The organism is Streptomyces sp. NPDC018833, assembly GCF_044390825.1.
Classification (GTDB): Bacteria; Actinomycetota; Actinomycetes; order Streptomycetales; family Streptomycetaceae; genus Streptomyces.
Genome location: NZ_JBIRZM010000002.1, coordinates 442,320 through 459,604, shown reverse-complemented (window position 1 = coordinate 459,604; position 17,285 = coordinate 442,320). Strand labels below are relative to the sequence as shown.

Below are 17,285 nucleotides of genomic sequence, written 5' to 3'. Positions count from 1 at the left end.
CGGCCTACTTCCGCATGATCGCGGGCTCGTGCCGGCGCAGCAGCCGCGCCACCGCGAATCCGAAGAGGACGGACAGCACCACCAGCATGCCCATGTCGAGCAGCCACACCCCGGCCGTGTGCTCGAACAGCGGGTCTCCCGTGAGCTTCCCCGGCACGATCCGGCCCAGATCGATCGTGCCCGCCATCGCGCCGAGCGCCCACCGCGACGGCACCAGCCACGCCAACTGCTCGATCACCGCCACACCGTCCAGCTTCAGCAGCGCACCGCAGAACACCACCTGGACGATGGCGAGGAGCACCAGGAGGGGCATGGTGACCTCCTCCTTGCGCACAAGGGCGGAGACCAGCAGACCGAGCATCATCGCCGTGAACGACAACAGAGCCACGGCCAGGGTCATCTCCACCAGCGGCGGCAGCAGGACGCCCTCACCGCCGGGCGCGCCGAGATCGACACCGGCCAGACCGACGAGGGTCAGCACCACGGCCTGCAGCACCGTCACCGTGCCGAGCACCACCACCTTCGACATCAGGTACGCCGATCTGGACAGCCCCACCGCGCGCTCCCGCTGGTAGATAACCCGTTCCTTCACCAGCTCGCGTACCGCGTTGGCCGCACCGGTCAGCACCCCGCCCACGCAGAGGATGAGCAGCGCGTTCATCGCGGTCTCCCGGTCGAGCCGGCTGCCCGAGAGGGCCCTGGTCATCGCGCCCATCACGAACGGCAGCGCGATCATGATGGCCAGGAACGTCCGGTCGGCGCTCAGCGCCGCCGTGTACCGCCGCACCAGCGTCCGCAGCTGCGCCCCCCAGCTCTGCGCCTTCGGCGGCGGAGCGACGGGCCCGCCCGGTGCAATGCCGCGCTCCCGCTTGGGCTGCCGGGTGGCGCCCGCGATGTACTGCTGGTGGAACGGGGAGTTCCGGTACGCTGCGGCCCAGTCGCGGTCCCTGTCGTTCTCGAACGCCTCGAACGCCGCCGGCCACTGGTCGAACCCGAAGAAGGCCAGCGCGTCGTCCGGCGGCCCGTAGTAGGCGATCCGCCCGCCGGGCGCCAGGACCAGCAGCCGGTCGCAGACATTCAGGCTCAGCACGCTGTGGGTCACCACCACGACCGTGCGGCCGTCGTCGGCGAGGCCGCGGAGCATGTTCATCACGGACCGGTCCATCCCTGGGTCGAGCCCCGAGGTCGGCTCGTCGAGGAAGAGCAGCGACGGCTTCGTCAGCAGCTCGAGCGCCACACTGACCCGCTTGCGCTGACCGCCGGACAGGCTGTGGATGGGCTGGTCCGCCCGCTGTTCCAGGCCCAGTTCGCGCAGGACCTCCGCCACCCGCTCCTGCCGCTCGGCGCGCGCAGTGTCCTGCGGGAAACGCAGTTCGGCGGCGTACGTCAGGGCGCGGCGCACCGTCAGCTGCGCGTGCAGGATGTCGTCCTGAGGGACGAGCCCAATGCGCCGGCGCAGCTCGGCGTAGTCGCGGTAGAGGTCGCGGCCGTCGTACAGGACTGTGCCCTCGTCGGCGGGGCGCAGCCCGGTCAGGGCGTTCAGCAGTGTGGACTTGCCCGCGCCGCTGGGGCCGACGACAGCCAGCAGGCACTTCTCACCGACCGGGAAGGAGACGCGGTCGAGGAGCGTCTTGCGGCCGCGGTCCACCGAGACGGCGAGATCCTGCACGTCGAGCGAGACCTCGCCGGTGTCGACGAACTCCTGCAACTGGTCGCCGACCAGGCAGAACGCGGAGTGCCCGATGCCCACGATGTCACCGGGCAGTATCCGGGCCCGGTCGATCGGGCGGCCGTTGAGATACGTGCCGTTGTGGCTGCCGAGGTCGGCGATCTCGTAGGTTCCGTCCGGAAGGGAGCGCAGCTCGGCATGCCTTCGCGAGACGATCAGGTCGTCGACGACCAGGTCGTTGTCCGGGGCGCGGCCGATGCGCAGCACGCGGGCGGGCAGGGGCCGCACGCTGCTGGGGGCGCGGAAGGCGCCGGTGGCGGACGGCATGGATACGGCGGAGGGCTGGGCCGGCTCGAAGTCGCGGCTCACGAGCACGGCCCGGGGCCCGTCCGAGGGACTTCCGAAGCGGATCTCGCTGCCCGGTCCGACACCCCACTCGTGGATGCGGTGGCCTTCGGTGTAGGTGCCGTTGGTGCTGCCCTCGTCCTGCACGGTCCAGTGATCGGCCACGGCCCGCAGCACCGCGTGGTGCCAGGACACCCGTGCGTCGTCGATGACGATGTCGCTCTCGGGATCGCGCCCGACGTGGTAGTTCCGGCTCGGACTCATGACCGTCGAGCCGGTGTCGGTCTCGACGACGAGTTCGGGTGCGGTCGCCGTCACAGGCCGCTCTGCCATGTCCCGAATTCTAGCTATGTGCCCCGTATGTCGCCCGATCGGAGGTGGCGGAGCGAGCAGGTGGGGGCGAGGTGGAGGAGCAGGTGTGGGCAGGTCGCGCAAGCGGTTCCGCCGCACTCCACCCCCGGTCGGCGCAGTCATCCGGCCGAAGGGCGCAGGCCCAGGGGCGGCCTTGCGCCGAGCGGGCGCCCGCCGCGCGTGTTGCGGGGTGGGCGGGGGCCGGTGCACTCTGATGGTGACCCAGAAGCGACAAGGGCTCACTCTTCGTACTCGGGGGCCATCCTGCGAATGAAGGGCCGTCGCGGTGAGGAGCCACGGTCATGAATGTTCCGGTTGCCTGTCACTGCAGAGTCGAAGTGCCGGCATCATCAGAGCGCATTCCCCAGATCCGGCGCATTCTCGCGGCGCATCTGCGGTACTGGAGCCTTGAGCACCATGTGAATCCCGTCTGCGGCGCCGTCGACGAACTCGTCGACAACGTCGTCCAGCACGTCAGCGGCGACAAGACGTGTGTGGTCGAGCTGCGCTGGACCGGTCGCAGGCTGATCGCGTCCGTCTCCGACCGGGACGGGCATCTGCCGCCGGTGCGCACGTCCTCCCCGTCCCGGGGAGGTCTCGCGAAGGTCGCGAAGCTCAGCGACAGCTGGGGCACCTGCGGCACGGAGCAGGGCAAGGTCATCTGGTTCAGCAGGCGGGTCAAGGAGGCCGAGCGCATCCTGACCGGCTCCCGTGCCCCGAGGCGGCCGGTCGTGGAGGTCAGGCCGCTGCCGCTGAACCTGCCCGCCCACCGGTCCGACGCGCCTGCCCTCGAGGTGGAGGCCGTGCGGTGAGGTGTCCACCGGTCCACGCCGCCGCGCGTGTGCCCGTCACCCGCGGGCCGGGCCCGGCGCCGGGACGCTGAAGCTCATCACGTCCGCCCCCTCGCGGCCCGTGCACGCTCGTCTTTGGGATGTCCCCGTCCGGTGAGATTCGTCCGGGACCTGTCGCCAACCAGTGCGGCCGGTCCCGAGCCCCGCAGGCGGGACCGGCCGCAAGGCGCGGTGACGGTCGCGTCGTCAGGCGGCGCTCCTGTCCTGCCGGTCGGCCGTGTGCAACGACGCCACCAGGCGGAAGAATCCGGCCTCGTTGCCCGCCAGTCCGACCGTGCTCAGCGCCTCGTCCGCCTCCGCCATCGGCGCGGACAACAGCGGAAGCGCCGCCGGGGCCCGTTGGGGGTCGGAGAGCACAGCTCTGGTGGTCTGCAGAAGCCGTACGTACGCCTGCGCGGCGGCGAGCTCGGGATCGTTCATCTCGCGGTTCCCCTCGTGAAGGTGTCGTACCGTCAAGCATCTCGTGCGGCACTGACAACGCCCTTGCGCCCTGGTCCCCCGGGGGGTACGCGAAAACGACGGGCGGTCCGCCCGGAGGTGGGCCGCCGGTCCGGGTGACGTGCTGAACCGCCGTGCGGCTACCCGTTGACGTTGGCGTTGCCGTGGTTGGCGGTCGCGTTGAGAGCCGTCACCGGGCCGCCTGCCCCGGGCCCCTGCGCCGCCCTCGCCGGCCGCCCCTCCGCGCGCAACGGCAGCTCCGGACCGCTCCCTTATGCCGCGATCGCTCCCGTACGCCCGGCGCGCCCCGGTGTGCCGGATCACACCCGTCGTACGGTGACCTCATGTGCTGGAGCGCCACGGCCGACCTCACGGCCGGTGCCGGGATCGCCGTCGTCGGGGCCGCCTGTGTCATCACGACCGTGCGCCGGGGCCGCCCACGCGATCTGCCGCTCGCCGCACTGCCGTTGCTGCTCGGCGCCCATCAGGTCGTCGAGGCAGTCCTGTGGACCGAGGGGGGTGGCGCGGGGGCCGCCACCACCGCCTGGGCCGTCATCGCCCTGCCGGTGCTCGCGGTCTGGGTCCCGCTCGGCGTCCTCGTCGCCGCACCCGCACACGCCCGCGTCCGGTCAGCCGTCCCGGTGGTCGCGGGCATGGCCACCTCGGCGGCGCTCGCGCACGTTCTGGCCATCCGGTCGGTGACCGCGGACATCCGCGGTCACACCGTCGGCTACGCCATCGGCCTGCCGCACCCCGCCTGGTTGCTGACCGGCTACCTCCTCGCCACTGTCGGCTCGCTGCTCCTCGCCACGGACCGGGCCCTGCGGCTGCTCGGCGTCCTCACCGGACTCGGGGCCGTTGCGTGTGTGCTGCTGTGGCGGACGGCGTTCGTGTCGACCTGGTGCGCGGCGGCGGCCGTCGCCTCGGTCGCACTGCTCGGCTGGACCCTGCGTTCCGTCCCGCCGGGGACGCCGGCCCACCAGCGGCACGCCGGCGCGGACGTGTCTTCCTGACGGTCGCGCCCGGGCGTGAGCGTCACGTCGCACGCAACCGCAGTGCGCTCCGCGCGTACACGGCCCGTGTGCGCGGAGCGTGCCGGCCAGTCGCGCCTGCCGGCACATGGCTCCCTCGGGCGGTGCCGGGAGGGCATACCCGTCTGTCCGTCCGCCACCGTCAGGCCCGCGCCTGGGCGGCCGGCCCCCTCTCGATCAGCGCCACGCGGGCGAACGGACGCGCGCACCCGCACGCGGCCGCGGAAGGCGGTCGACGTCCAGGCGGCGTCCCGGGGACCTGGCCGCGGCGTGGTGCGTCCGGCCGGCCTCCTCGCGGGACGACAGGAACTCCGGGCGGCTTCGGACCGGTCCAGGTCCTCGCGGGCACGGCCATCCGCTGCCTGTCGCCGGACCGCGTCGCGGTCGCCTGCGACCCCGGCTCGGCCGCCGGCCGCCAACCGACCCAGGAGCAGCACCAAGAGGTGGCCGCATCGGCCCGCGCAGCCGACCGATGCCCGGGCGCCCTCGCCCCGGCCGTGGCGCACTGCCCGCAGCCGCGTCCCGGCGAACCGCCCGCGCCCCGGCAGACCGCCCGAGCCCCCCGCGCCCCGGCAGACCGCCCGCGGCCGCCCCTGGCGCACCGGCCGTCCCCCGCCCGGGCCGTGGCGCACTGCCCGCAGCCGCGTCCCGGCGAACCGCCCGCGCCCCGGCAGACCGCCCGCGGCCGGCCCCTGGCGCACCGCCCGTGCCCCCGCGGCCGGCCCCTGGCGCACCGGCCGTCCCGCGCCCGGGCCGTGGCGCACTGCCCGCAGCCGCGTCGCGGCGAACCGCCCGCGTCCCGGCGAACCGCCCGCGCCCTGGCAGACCGCCCGCGCCCCCGCGCCCCCGCGCCCCGCGCCCCGGCAGACCGCCCGCGGCCGGCCCCTGGCGCACCGCCCGTGCCCCGCGGCCGCCCCCTGGCGCACCGCCCGTGCCCCGCGGCCGGCCCCTGGCGCACCGGCCGTCCCCCGCCCGGGCCGTGGCGCACTGCCCGCAGCCGCGTCCCGGCGAACCGCCCGCGCCCCGGCAGACCGCCTGCGGCCGCCCCTGGCGCACCGCTCGCAGCCGTGACCCGGCGAACCGCCCGCGCCCCGGCGCGAACCCCCACGCTCCGGCGAACCGCCTCCGCACCCCCGCACCCCCTGCGGCTCCGACCGACGCATCGTCGTCGGTCCCCTGGGTACCCGCAGACCCCCGGCAGGGCGTCCGCTCACGCCCGGACCCGGTCCGCTCGCACCGTCGCGGTCGGGGAGCGAGGCTTGAGGGGGCGGGGAGGGCGCGCCGGCCGGCGTGGACGGGTGGGCGTCACGGGACAGGAACGGAAGGCGGGAATCACGGTGAACACTGCACAGGAGCCCACGGAGTCGGTCGTCGTCACGGTCACCGGCTGCTCCAGCGAGGACGCGGACGCCGTCTTCCGCGCCCTCGGCCGCGCGTACCCCTCGGACCGCGCGGAGACCGAGGTGCCCCGGCACGTCTCCGAAGGCCACGCGACGGTGTGGACCACCACCTTCGACGTGTCCCACCCCCGCGGCAAGGCCGAGCCGGTACGGCTCGCGGCTCCCGTGACGATCGAGATGCAGGGGGGCTACTGGGCGGTGGACCGCATGAAGGACATGCTCGCGACCAGCTTCGACGTTCAGGAGGAGGGCATGGCGGCCGGCGACCAGGAGAAGGACGTCCAGCTGCGGCTGACCAGCGGCATCCATCGGTGACCGGTCCGGCGGACCGGGTCCGGGACCCAGACAGCACACCAGCCCAGGAGGACCGTCCATGCCCATCGCCACCGTGAACCCGGCGACCGGAGAGACGCTTCGGACCTTCGACCCCTTCGGCGCCGAGGAGATCGAGCGGCGCCTCCAGCTCGCCTCGGACGCCTTCCTGAGGCACCGTACGACCTCCTTCGCCGAGCGGTCCGCACTGCTGAACCGCGCCGCCGACCTGCTGGAGCAGGACCAGCAGGCCATCGCCCGCACCATGACCACCGAGATGGGCAAGCCGCTGGCCGCCGCCCGCGCCGAAGCGGCCAAGTGCGCCAAGGCGATGCGCTGGTACGCCGCCCGGGCCGAGGCACTGCTCGCCGACGAGCATCCGCCCGAGGCCGACGTGTTGGACTCCGGGGCCGCCCGCGCGGTGGTGCGCTACCGGCCCATGGGCGTCGTCCTCGCCGTCATGCCGTGGAACTTCCCGCTCTGGCAGGTCGTGCGGTTCGCCGCGCCCGCGCTGATGGCCGGCAACACCGGTCTGCTCAAGCACGCGTCCAACGTGCCGCAGACCGCCCTGTACCTGGAGGACCTCTTCCGCAGGGCCGGCTACCCGCAAGGCTGCTTCCAGACACTGCTGGTGGGCTCCGACGCCGTCGAGGGCATCCTGCGGGACCGGCGCGTGGCCGCCGCGACCCTCACCGGCAGCGAACCGGCCGGCCGCTCCGTCGCGTCCGTCGCCGGCGACGAGGTCAAGAAGACGGTGCTGGAACTCGGCGGCAGCGACCCCTACATCGTCATGCCGTCCGCCGACCTGGACCGAGCCGTGGCCACCGCGGTCACCGCCCGGGTGCAGAACAACGGCCAGTCCTGCATCGCGGCCAAACGGTTCATCGTCCACACCGACATCCACGACGCCTTCCGCGACCGGTTCACGGCCGCGATGAGGGACCTGACCGTGGGCGACCCGATGGACGAGTCCACCGACGTCGGCCCCCTCGCCACCGAGAAGGGCCGCGAGGACCTCGAACAGCTCGTCGACGACGCTCTCGCCCACGGTGCCACGGCGCAGTGCGGCGCCCGGCGTCCGCCCGGCCGCGACCGCGGCTGGTTCTACGAACCCACCGTGCTCACCGGCGTCGGCGAAACCATGCGCATCCACCGGGAGGAGGCTTTCGGGCCGGTGGCCGCGCTCTACCGCGTCGGCGGCGTCGACGAGGCCGTCGCCCTCGCCAACGATTCGCCCTTCGGCCTCAGTTCCAACGCCTGGACCCGCGACGAGAACGAGATCGAGCGGTTCTCGCAGGACCTCGAAGCGGGCGGCGTCTTCTTCAACGGCATGACGGCCTCCCACCCGGCCCTGCCGTTCGGAGGCGTCAAGCGGTCCGGCTACGGACGCGAGCTGTCCGGGCACGGAATCCGGGAGTTCTGCAACGTCACCACGCTGTGGCACGGCACGGACAAGGAGACGTAGCCCATGGTGCGCATCGGGTACACGATGATGACGGAACAGGCCGGACCGCGGGAGCTCGTCGGCCATGTGGCCGGGGCCGAGGCGACCGGCTTCGACTTCTCCGTCATCTCCGACCACTACTTCCCCTGGCTGGACTCCCAGGGCCACTCACCGTACGCCTGGAGTGTCCTGGGCGCCGCCGCGCAGGCCACCTCGACGATCCCGCTGATGACGCTCGTGACCTGTCCGACGGCCCGCTACCACCCCGCCGTCGTGGCCCAGAAGGCCGCGACCGTCCAGCTGCTGTCCGAAGGACGCTTCCGCCTGGGCCTCGGCTCCGGCGAGAACCTCAACGAGCACGTGGTGGGCGGCGGCTGGCCCAGCGCACACGAACGCCTGGAGTGGCTGGAGGAGGCCACCGACATCATCCGCAGGCTCCTCGACGGCGAGCATGTGAACCACCACGGACCCCACTTCGACGTCGTCGACGCGAAACTCTGGGACGTGCCCGAACGGCCCGTGCCCATCGGCATCGCCGTCTCCGGTGACAGCTCATGCGAGGTCGCCGGGAGCTACGCCGACCTGGTCATCGCGACCGAGCCGAAGAAGGAGCTGCTCGACGCCTTCGACCGGTACGGCGGCGCCGGGAAACCCCGCGTCGGCCAGCTGCCCGTGTGCTACGACACCGACCGGGACGCGGCCGTGGCCCGCGCCCATGACCAGTTCCGCTGGTCCCTCGGCGGTTGGCGGGTCAACGCCGAACTGCCCGGTCCCAAGTCCTTCGAGCAGGCCACCGAACTCGTCACTCCCGACGACGTCGCGGGACAGATTCCCTGCGGGGACGACGTGGACGCCTTCGCCGACGCGGTGCGGCCGTACGCGGAGGCGGGCTTCACCGAGGTCGCCCTCGTTCAGATCGGCGGGGACCGGCAGGAGCCGTTCCTCGACTGGGCCGGGCGGAAGCTGCTGCCCGCGCTCCGCGAACTCTGACCGGGCCGCGGGTCCGGCCGCGGAGCGCGCCCGGCCGGGCCCCCTTTTATCACGGTTGCGCACCAGGTGACACCGGCCTTCACAACACTCTGCCGAGCAGGCGTATGTCAGGTAAATTCCTTCTGTGCACGGCGAGTTGATCTCATGATGCGCGGCTGGCAGGGGGAGGCGGGGGAGCGCCATGGGCGGGAGACTGTACGGTCAGCAGGCCCTGCAGGAAGACTTCGTCCCCCGGCTGGTGGGACTGCACCACAAGGACGGGTACCAGGTCGCCTTCGCCTATCCCAAGGGTGCACCCGTGATACGGATCGTGGGCGGAAGCGGAAGCGGCAAGACCGCCCTGCTGGGTGCTGTCCATGACGCGTACAACGGCCGGGTGCCGCTCGCGCGGGTCGACCTCGGGGCTCCGGGTTTCGGCGAGCCCGGCGTCGCCGACGGCGACGACGACGTCCCCAACGCCTCCCGGATCACCCACCTGCTGTACCTCCTCGCCTACAAACTCGGCCTGGAGGTACGCCACTTCGGCCGGCCGATGGCCTTCCCACGGCTGTCGCTCGGCCTCCTCGTCGTCACCGCCTGGCGCCCGCAGAACAGCGACGAGATCGATGTGCGGCCCCCCGACCTGCGCCGGGCGGAAGCCGATCTGCGCACCCTCATCACCGCCGAGGACCCCGACGTACGCCGCCGCAGGGAGAGCCTCGGCCGCTGGTTCGACGTCGTCACCGCCAACCTCCCTCAGGTGCTGTCCGCCGTCCCCGGTCTCGACGCCATCGCCGGAATCGTCCTCGACACCGCGCGGGCACAGCTGTTGAGGAGCGAGCCGGACAAGGGCGCGCTCGCCTGGTGGGGCGGCCGGCTGCACCGCTCCCAGGGCTACCAGGGCGACTCCCTGCAACGGCTCTTCCAGTTCGTCCGCGGCTTCCGCCGGCTCGACGACCGCAGACGCACCGCCGAGGAGCATCTCGTCGCCGCCCTCCTCGACGACATCGACGCCAACTACGGCACACTGCGCCGGCTCAACAAGAAGCCCAGACCGCTGCTGCTCGTCGACAACGCCCACACCGACGTCGGACGCACTTTCCTCCACCTGCTCGACTCCGGGCACGGCGCGCCGGGCAAGGACCCGACGCGGCCCGTGGTCCTGGCCACGCTGCTCGGCAAGGGCCACCGGCACCCGCCGTTGAGCGAGGTCGGCGGCGACGCGGCACCGCAGGCCCGGCCCCTGGTGCTGAGCATCCCCGACATCGAACCCGCACACATCGCGGAGATGCTCAGCCCCGTCGACTACCCCGACCATCTGCCCCGCATCGTCGCCCGCTACAGCGGCGGCCGGGCGGCTAGTGCCCGCATCCTCGCGGACGCGGCCGTGCGACGCGTCGAGGAAGCGGGCACGATACGCAGCCGGGAACTCCTCGACGAAGCCGCACCCGCGCTCCTCACCAAACTCCTGCCGGACCCCGTGATGCAGGAGCGTCTGGTGCTGCTGTCGGCCGCGGCCGACGCGGGCACCCGGCGCGGACTGTGGACCTTCGCCCATCCCGAGGACCACTCCGAGGAGTTGGTCGCCGCCCGCGTCCGCGAGGCCGACGACTACCGCACCCGGTCATGTCTCGACGGCGACCGTGCCCTCGATCTGCTGTTGCGGCACCGGCTGGCCGCCACCATCACCCATGAGCGCTGGCGCGACACCCAGCTGCGCCTGCGCTCCCTGTGCGACCCGCGCGGCGACACCTATCTGCACCACACGCTGGCCCTGGGCCGGGTGGAGGAGGTGGTCTGCGTCCTGCACCACCGGTTCACCGTCGCCCCGCCCGCCGGGTGGCTGACCTCGCTCAACGAGATCTGCGCCGCCCCCCACCCCCGCGTGGGCTACCAACCCCCGGCGGGCAGTCCCACCCTGTCGTGCACGGCCTGCGGCAGCGACGTCCCGGGTCCTCACCACGAAGCCGTCGCCTCCCTGGTGCCCCTGCTGTGGCGGCTGTCCGATCCGCTCACCCTCGCTCCCCGTGAGGACGAACTGACCACCGTCCGCATCGCGCTGGAGACGCTGTACGGCAACAAGGCCGCGCACGGCGCCTACCGCGAGGCGTCCGCCGCCTGGCCGGCCCGTCTGCGGGCCGGAGCTCAGGCCCCCGACCTGCCCGTCCCGGAAGGTGCCACGTCATGACGTCGTTCATCGGAAGACTCCCCGGCGGGCCGCTCACCAAGACGGCCGCGCTCGTCGTCGCCCTGACCGTCCTCAGCGCGGCCGTATGGACCGGCGTCGTCGTCTTCGGGCCCGACCCGGCGTGCGGGAAGGGCATCGAGGAACGCGGCCCCGAAGGCGCCAGGGAATGCACGGGCGTCACCGACGGCAGTTTCGTCTTCGCCGCCAATCTCAAGGAGGTCAGCGCACGGATCAAGGCCGAGAACGAGCGGATCGAGGACGAACCGCACGTCTCCGTCGCCGTGATGCTGCCGATGGCACCCGCCCAGGGCTTCGAACAGGAGAAGACCCTCCACGAGGTGCAGGGCGCCTACCTCGCCCAGTACCGCGCCAACCACGACTCCAACAGCAAGAAGCCCGCGATACGTCTCCTGCTCGCCAACCCCGGCCGCAGCCACGTCCATTGGAAGCCCGTCGCCGAACAGCTCGGCGCCATGTCCGAGTCCACGACCGACAACCTGCGGGTCGTGATCGGTTTCGACGTCTCCACCGCCACCACCCAGGCAGCCATCGGCTATCTCACGCGGGAGCGCGGCATTCCCGTCGTCGGCGGCCCGATCACCGCCGACGACTCGGGCAACAGCCCCGAGAGGCCCGACGCCTACCCGGGCCTCGCCCGCGTCGTGCCCACCACCACCGACCAGGCCCGGGCCCTGTCCCACTTCAACAAGGACATCGACCCCAAGCACACCCTGGTCGTCGAGGACATCCGCACCGGCGACAACTACGTCGACGCGCTCAAGCGGGCCTTCGCCGAACGGACCCTCGGATCGCCCCGGGCACCAGAGCAGTACCGCGCGCCCGAGGAGTTCCACGAGGAAGGCACCACCGCCAACGCCTTCGACCAGATGGTCGACACCATCTGCACCTCGGCCGCCGAGTTCATCTACTTCGCCGGACGCCCCGTCCAGCTACGGCAGTTCGTCAACGAACTGGGCAACCGGGGCTGCACCGAGAAGAAGTACACCGTCATCACCGGCTCCGGCGCCTCCACCCTCTCCTCGGACAGGCTCCTCGACTGGGATGCCTTCCGCAAGGGCGTGACCCTCCAGTACGCCGCCGTCGCCCACCCCGACTCCTGGACCGGCCCTGACACGCCGGCCACCGGCGGCTCCGCCGCCGCCTACCGCACCCTTGCCGAGCTGGCGACCAGCAAGGAAGTCGGAAACATCGGCACGGTGGAACTCACCGACTCGCGGACCATCACCTTCTACGACGCGGGCCTCACCGCGATCACCGCCATCCGGATGCGCGACGACGGCGACCCCATCATCCCCACCCTGAGCCGCATCAGCGACTCGTGGCTGCGGCTGCACGGCATGGGCAAGGTCGACGGTGCCAGCGGCTGGATCTGCCTGGACAACTACGGCAACCCCTACAACAAGGCGGTCTCCGTCGTGGAACTCGCCCCCGACGCGCCCGGCCGCATCCGCTTCGTCGGCCTCGCCTGGCCGACCGGCCGGCCCACCCCCGCGGACTGCACCGCGAGTCGCACCTGACACGCCCGGCCCGCCCCCGCACACTCCACCGCGAGCCGCACCTGACACTGCACGGCGGCCGGAGGCCCCCGAAGGATCTCCGGCCGCCGCGGGGCACGTCAGACGTTGGGCACCTTCAGCTTGTCCCAACTGGTCTTGCCCGGAATGCCGTCCGCGTCGCTGCCCGAGTAGCCGAGCTTGCGCTGCCAGGCCGCGTACGACGTGCGGTCGGCCTCGGTCCACTTCGGGCCCGGGCCCTCCTCGTAGCGGCCGCAGCCCTCGGCGACCAGCCGCTTGCCCATCGCCGTGATGATCGGGCTGCGCCGCCCCGCCTGGAAGAACGCCGCGCCGGGGAACGGCTCGTACCGCGGCTCCGGCGGCGGTGGCGGCGGGCCGTCCGGGCTGCCGCCCAGCCGCTCCTTGATCCGGTTGCGCATCGAGTCCATGGTGAAACCGCGCGGGTCGACCTTTCCCGGCTGCCACTCCTTGTGCCCGATCACCGACCGGTGCGACCACCCGTGCGCCCGGCAGATCGCCGCGGACGCCTTCTCGACGGCCTCCAGCTGCGCCGCGGGCCAAGGGTCCTTCCCGTCACCGAGGTTGATGCACTCGAGTCCGTAGAAGTGTCTGTTGCCGTCGGTGTTGGCCTCGTTGTCGGCGGGCAGCTCCGACTCGTTGACCACCGCCCGCAGGACGTCGTCGTCGCCGAGGCCGGCATGGTTGGCCCGCCCGTTGCCGACGAGATAGACCGTGCCGTCCTTGGCTATGACACCGTGGCACAGCGGCCCCGGCAGACTGGAGTGGCCGTTGTAGCAGAGTTCGACGGAGCTCTCGGTGCCCTTCGTCACGGTGTGATGGATCATCACCCCGTTCACCGGGCCCCACGGTCCCTTGTGATTGCGGTTGTGCGTGCGCCAGCTGCGGTGCTCGACGACGCGCAGTCCTTCGTTGCGGAGGGCCTTCAGTAACCTGTCGGCCGACAGAGGTGTCGCCATGGTCGTGCTCCTTCCCCGGGAGTCCGTCAGTTCTCCGGTCCTCCCTGATCGTCCTGCCCGGTCTCCGTGTCCGCCGAACCGTCCTGCGCTGCACGCTCCGCGGCCACGACCTCCTCCTCCGCACTCGCCTCGGCCGCCAGCGCCTCCGCGTCGGCTGCCGGGATCGGTGCCGCCAAGCCGCCGAAGACCAGGCGCAGATCGGCGACGGACCCCTCACCGAGCACCCACGCCAGGGGTGCGTAGTGCACCTCGATGCCGTGGGGCGAGCGCAGCAGCGGACGGCGTGCGCTGTCGGTGGGCCACTCCACATCGCCCGTCGCCGTACGTGCCGCCACGGTCCAGAAGTCGCCGGAGCGATAGGTACGGCCGGGTTCGAAGTATACGAACAGGCCGTCCTCCAGCGGCAGCCAGGCACTCTCCTCGATCCGCAGTGCCCCGCCGCGCGCCTTCGCCGCACCTCCCTTGCCGCGCCCCGCGGGGGGCCGGTGGTCCCAGCGGCGCAGATACGGGTGGAGCTCGGGACGCCTGCCGACCGACGGGTCCGGCTCGCCGGAGAGCCGCACCCGGCGCCCCGGCAGGTCCAGTTCCTCGACCCGTAGCAGCGGCAGCGGTTCACGGCGGCTGGTGTAGGCGGTGTCGGTGAACTCGACCCAGTCGCCCACATTCAGGTCGAGCTTGTCGTCACTTCCCAGCGAGGCCAGTTCCACCCAGGTCCCGTCGAGTTCGTCGACCGGGAAGGTCACCGACCCGTTCTCCCTCGACCACTTGAACGTCGCGTCCTTCGCCGCTCCGCCCTCATGGATCTCCACCCGGTAGAGCTGGTTCTCCGGTCCGCGATAGCGGGCGTCCGGCTGCACCGGGCAGGGGTCCTCGTCCGCGCGGTCCGGGCGCTCGGTGCGTGCGGCCATCCGCGCCGTCGGCGCCTGCGCCGCGGCCCACGTGTCGAACGCGGCCCGCACCTGGTCCTTCGTCGCGCCGTCCTCGAGCTCGAGCGCCGAGCCCGGCACCGGGACCACCTGCCACACCACCTTCACGCGCGCCGCCGTGTCGGGCATGGCGGAACCGAGGGCGATCTCGCGCAGCAGCGGGTCCTCGGCGGCGGTCACGACCCGTTCCCACACCTTCAGCGCGGCCAGGTAAGGGAACTGGGTGGGCAGCCGGTCACCGGGCCGCTCCGGGTCCCGGTGGCCGTCGGGCTGGTCCCAGTAGGTCCAGGTCGACGGGGGTGCCGGAGTGTCGGTGGCCTCCCCGCGGGCGGCCCCGTCGGTGACCGGTACGCCCGGCGCCGGACGGGTCGCGTCGAGGAGGATGCCGTCGACGTAGTAGCGGCCGCCGCCGATCGACAGGTCGTCCAGCTCCCGGCTACCGCCGAGGAAGCGCACCGCGAAGCCGGTCGCCCCCTGCGGACCGCCGTGCTGTCCGATCAGATCGCGGGCGACGGTACGCGCTTGGTGCAGCTGGATCGCCGTCTGCTCGTTGGCGTCCGCGTCCAGCTGTACCCGGCCCTGCTGGGCGAGCACCGCCGAGTAGTGCCTCTCCGGCCGGAAGGTGACGCGGGAGATGTCTGCGTGCATGAGTTGTGCTCCCCCTCGGGAAGTTCGGCAGTCGTGAAAGTCGTGTCAGGTGACGGGGATGATCCCGGCGTCCGTACCGGCCGGGGTGTACTCGGCGAGCCGGGCCCGCAGGCTGTCCTCGCGCTGCGGTTCGTACAGGTCGTGGAAGACGCCCATCTCGGAGCCGTCGTCGGCGCCGCGCCGGATCTCCGGCGGGCAGACGCCGGCGAGCCGGGCGTACGCGGGCGTGCCGTACCTCTCGCTGGTGAACAGCGGGCGCAGCAGCTCATCGCCCGCGAGGTCCGGTTGGCAGCGGTGACGGCGCGGGGTGCGGGAGCCCGGGGGCACGTACGAGTAGCGCAGGCAGCCGATGCCGCGCCTGGCCACCCGCAGCCGCCCGGTGAAGACGCTGTTCTCGGCTATCTCCACCGCATGGGTGTGCACTTCGCCGATCACCGTGGTCCGGTGGGCGTGCAGCACCGCGTGCGCCAGCCGGCAGTCCGGTGCCGACAGCGCCTCCCGGTCGTGACCGGTGGCGTCCAGGACGCTGTCCCTGATGTGGATCGGCAGCGGATCGTGGTTCACCTCGTCCCCGATGACCTCGATCGTGCCCAGGACGCTGTGCTCGATCTGCACGCACGCCGTCGTCCGCTCCAGCACCAGGCTGGGCTCCTCCGGGGAGTGCGGATCGCACTCCGGCTCCAGCGACCAGCCCGGCACCAGCGTGCAGTGCCGCAGCACCACCGCGCCCACCGGCCCGCTCACATGCAGGCCGCGGCCCGTGATCAGCAGACCGTCCAGCACGATGCGCGGCGCCTCGGCCCCGCACTCCTCCTCCTGCGCCCGGACGTTGAGCGCGTCGGGACGGTTGCTGTACCAGTCGAGGAGACGGATCACCGGACGGCAGCCCTCGGCCGCACGCAGCTCCAGCCGGTCCCCCCGCTCCAGATCGAAGTCCAGCTGCTCCTGGTACGCGCCGCTGTGCGTGATCTCGATGACGCCCTCGGGCCCGCAGCGGCCGGCCCTGCGGTCCGCGCGCCACTCCTCGTACGCGTCCATGATCTTCTGGTGTCCGCCGCCGGGACCGACCCGGTAGACCTTCACCGCCGGTGAGGTGTCCCGCTCCCGCGGGTACTCGCCGCCGCCGATGTCGTCGCCGAACGCGTAGTGGTACGTCACCCACACGCCCTGCCGCGGCGCCGAACGCGACCCGAACGCGATCCGTCCCAGCACCGGGTCGACCGCCACCTGGCCGCGCCTGGGCCGGTAGCGCCACAGCGACAGATCGGCGACCACGATGTCCGACATCGGCACCGGCTCGTCCTGGCCGTCCCGCCAGATCGTGAAGCTCTTGCCGGGCCCGTAGTAGTCCGCGAGCCGGTCGGCGAGCTGCCGGCGCCGGATGAACGCGGGCACGTTGTCGATCGTGGCGATGTGGGTCGCCGACGGCTCCGGTACCGGATTCGTCACCAGCGGGGCGTCGTTGCCGAGGATCGAGAACGTGTACAGACTGCGTGCACGGTCGATGCAGTAGGCGGGGGCCCGGTTGAGTTGATATGGCTTCAGCCGCCACACGAACAGGCCCACCCCGGTCGGCGAGAAGCCGCCCCGGCGGCGCGCCGAGCCCGTTCTGCGCACATCCACCGACCGGGCGGTGTTCTGGAACGGCCCGCCCGCCAGGTCGAGTTCCGCGCCCTCCCGCACGTCGGCGAGCCGGCCGCGTCCGGCCCGCCGCACATCGGCCGCCGCCGGATGAGACCCGTACAGCTTCACCGGCTGGTGGTGGGAGACGAGCCGGGAGAACTCCACCGCCCGCGCGGGCCACCCCCCGATCTCCTGCGCCAGCTCCTCCAGCAGATGCAGCGTGCCCTTGCGGCGCCGGCCCGCGACCGTGGCCGCCACGTCGCGGCGCGGCGCGAGCGCCTCGGCGAGCGCATCGCGCGAGGCGTCCCGGCCCGCGTCACCGAGCCCGTCCGTGCGGACCCTCTCGTAGCCCGGCAGCGGCTTGTACCCCACCAGGTCGCCGATGTACGGCAGAACCCAGGGCGCGGCCGTCTCCACGAACAGGTCCTCGTACCCCTGCTCCACGCCGTCGCGCACCAGGTCGACCTGCTCGGCGATCACCGCGAGGAGCGCCCGCAGGGGTTCCCCGGCCTCGGCGTCCCGGAGCCGGTGCCACTGGGGGAGCAGCTCCGCGAGCCCGTCCGGTTCCCTGCTCATAC

The 17,285-nt window shown here is 72.5% G+C and carries 12 protein-coding genes; 7 read left to right on the top strand and 5 right to left on the bottom strand.

The window, feature by feature from the left end:
- Window positions 1-4: 4 nt before the first annotated feature.
- Entirely contained in the window at window positions 5-2,347 is a 2,343-nt protein-coding gene (locus tag ACH5AF_RS05975; protein WP_398900207.1) for an FHA domain-containing protein, read from the bottom strand.
- A gap of 320 nt (window positions 2,348-2,667) precedes the next feature.
- Here ACH5AF_RS05975 and ACH5AF_RS05970 point away from each other — a divergent pair, with 320 nt between their 5' ends.
- Window positions 2,668-3,177, top strand: a complete 510-nt coding sequence (locus ACH5AF_RS05970) for an ATP-binding protein (RefSeq protein WP_398900206.1) — start codon at window positions 2,668-2,670, stop codon at window positions 3,175-3,177.
- 225 nt (window positions 3,178-3,402) lie between these two features.
- On the opposite strand, the gene ACH5AF_RS05965 is transcribed toward ACH5AF_RS05970, so the two are convergent.
- Window positions 3,403-3,636, bottom strand: coding sequence for a hypothetical protein (locus ACH5AF_RS05965; RefSeq protein WP_398900205.1), 234 nt, complete (start codon window positions 3,634-3,636; stop codon window positions 3,403-3,405).
- A gap of 362 nt (window positions 3,637-3,998) precedes the next feature.
- On the opposite strand from ACH5AF_RS05965, the gene ACH5AF_RS05960 reads away from it, so the two are divergent.
- The 6 genes from ACH5AF_RS05960 (at window position 3,999) to ACH5AF_RS05935 (ending at window position 12,536) form a co-directional block, all read left to right on the top strand.
- Entirely contained in the window at window positions 3,999-4,667 is a 669-nt protein-coding gene (locus ACH5AF_RS05960) for a DUF6629 family protein (RefSeq protein ID WP_398900204.1), read from the top strand.
- 1,355 nt (window positions 4,668-6,022) lie between these two features.
- Window positions 6,023-6,400 carry a hypothetical protein gene (locus ACH5AF_RS05955; protein WP_398900203.1) on the top strand — a complete coding sequence of 126 codons (378 nt, stop codon included), beginning with the start codon at window positions 6,023-6,025 and terminating at the stop codon, window positions 6,398-6,400.
- 58 nt (window positions 6,401-6,458) lie between these two features.
- Window positions 6,459-7,862 carry an NADP-dependent succinic semialdehyde dehydrogenase gene (locus ACH5AF_RS05950; RefSeq protein ID WP_398900202.1) on the top strand — a complete coding sequence of 468 codons (1,404 nt, stop codon included), beginning with the start codon at window positions 6,459-6,461 and terminating at the stop codon, window positions 7,860-7,862.
- 3 nt (window positions 7,863-7,865) lie between these two features.
- On the top strand, window positions 7,866-8,831 hold the full coding sequence (locus ACH5AF_RS05945; protein WP_398900201.1) for an LLM class F420-dependent oxidoreductase: 966 nt from the start codon (window positions 7,866-7,868) through the stop codon (window positions 8,829-8,831).
- Between the two features lie 181 nt (window positions 8,832-9,012).
- Entirely contained in the window at window positions 9,013-10,998 is a 1,986-nt protein-coding gene (locus ACH5AF_RS05940) for a hypothetical protein (protein WP_398900200.1), read from the top strand.
- On the top strand, window positions 10,995-12,536 hold the full coding sequence (locus tag ACH5AF_RS05935; RefSeq protein WP_398900199.1) for a hypothetical protein: 1,542 nt from the start codon (window positions 10,995-10,997) through the stop codon (window positions 12,534-12,536). Before ACH5AF_RS05940 ends, ACH5AF_RS05935 begins: the two co-directional genes overlap by 4 nt.
- A gap of 98 nt (window positions 12,537-12,634) precedes the next feature.
- Here ACH5AF_RS05935 and ACH5AF_RS05930 read toward each other — a convergent pair whose 3' ends face one another.
- From ACH5AF_RS05930 to ACH5AF_RS05920, 3 genes are read right to left on the bottom strand one after another with little or no spacing between them, the layout of a single operon-like run.
- Window positions 12,635-13,510: a peptidoglycan-binding protein gene (locus tag ACH5AF_RS05930; protein ID WP_398900198.1), complete on the bottom strand. Its 876-nt coding sequence runs from the start codon at window positions 13,508-13,510 to the stop codon at window positions 12,635-12,637.
- A gap of 26 nt (window positions 13,511-13,536) precedes the next feature.
- Window positions 13,537-15,084 carry a DUF6519 domain-containing protein gene (locus ACH5AF_RS05925; protein ID WP_398900197.1) on the bottom strand — a complete coding sequence of 516 codons (1,548 nt, stop codon included), beginning with the start codon at window positions 15,082-15,084 and terminating at the stop codon, window positions 13,537-13,539.
- A 45-nt stretch (window positions 15,085-15,129) separates the two neighbouring features.
- The gene (locus ACH5AF_RS05920; protein WP_398900196.1) at window positions 15,130-17,283 is read right to left on the bottom strand and encodes a hypothetical protein; all 2,154 of its coding nucleotides are present in this window, start codon (window positions 17,281-17,283) and stop codon (window positions 15,130-15,132) included.
- Window positions 17,284-17,285: the final 2 nt, after the last annotated feature.

Coding starts and splice junctions, on each gene's coding strand:
- ACH5AF_RS05975 (WP_398900207.1), bottom strand. CDS start 2,347: ATGGCAGAGCGGCCTGTGACGGCGACCGCACCCGAACTCGTCGTCGAG.
- ACH5AF_RS05970 (WP_398900206.1), top strand. CDS start 2,668: ATGAATGTTCCGGTTGCCTGTCACTGCAGAGTCGAAGTGCCGGCATCA.
- ACH5AF_RS05965 (WP_398900205.1), bottom strand. CDS start 3,636: ATGAACGATCCCGAGCTCGCCGCCGCGCAGGCGTACGTACGGCTTCTG.
- ACH5AF_RS05960 (WP_398900204.1), top strand. CDS start 3,999: ATGTGCTGGAGCGCCACGGCCGACCTCACGGCCGGTGCCGGGATCGCC.
- ACH5AF_RS05950 (WP_398900202.1), top strand. CDS start 6,459: ATGCCCATCGCCACCGTGAACCCGGCGACCGGAGAGACGCTTCGGACC.
- ACH5AF_RS05945 (WP_398900201.1), top strand. CDS start 7,866: ATGGTGCGCATCGGGTACACGATGATGACGGAACAGGCCGGACCGCGG.
- ACH5AF_RS05940 (WP_398900200.1), top strand. CDS start 9,013: ATGGGCGGGAGACTGTACGGTCAGCAGGCCCTGCAGGAAGACTTCGTC.
- ACH5AF_RS05935 (WP_398900199.1), top strand. CDS start 10,995: ATGACGTCGTTCATCGGAAGACTCCCCGGCGGGCCGCTCACCAAGACG.
- ACH5AF_RS05930 (WP_398900198.1), bottom strand. CDS start 13,510: ATGGCGACACCTCTGTCGGCCGACAGGTTACTGAAGGCCCTCCGCAAC.
- ACH5AF_RS05925 (WP_398900197.1), bottom strand. CDS start 15,084: ATGCACGCAGACATCTCCCGCGTCACCTTCCGGCCGGAGAGGCACTAC.
- ACH5AF_RS05920 (WP_398900196.1), bottom strand. CDS start 17,283: ATGAGCAGGGAACCGGACGGGCTCGCGGAGCTGCTCCCCCAGTGGCAC.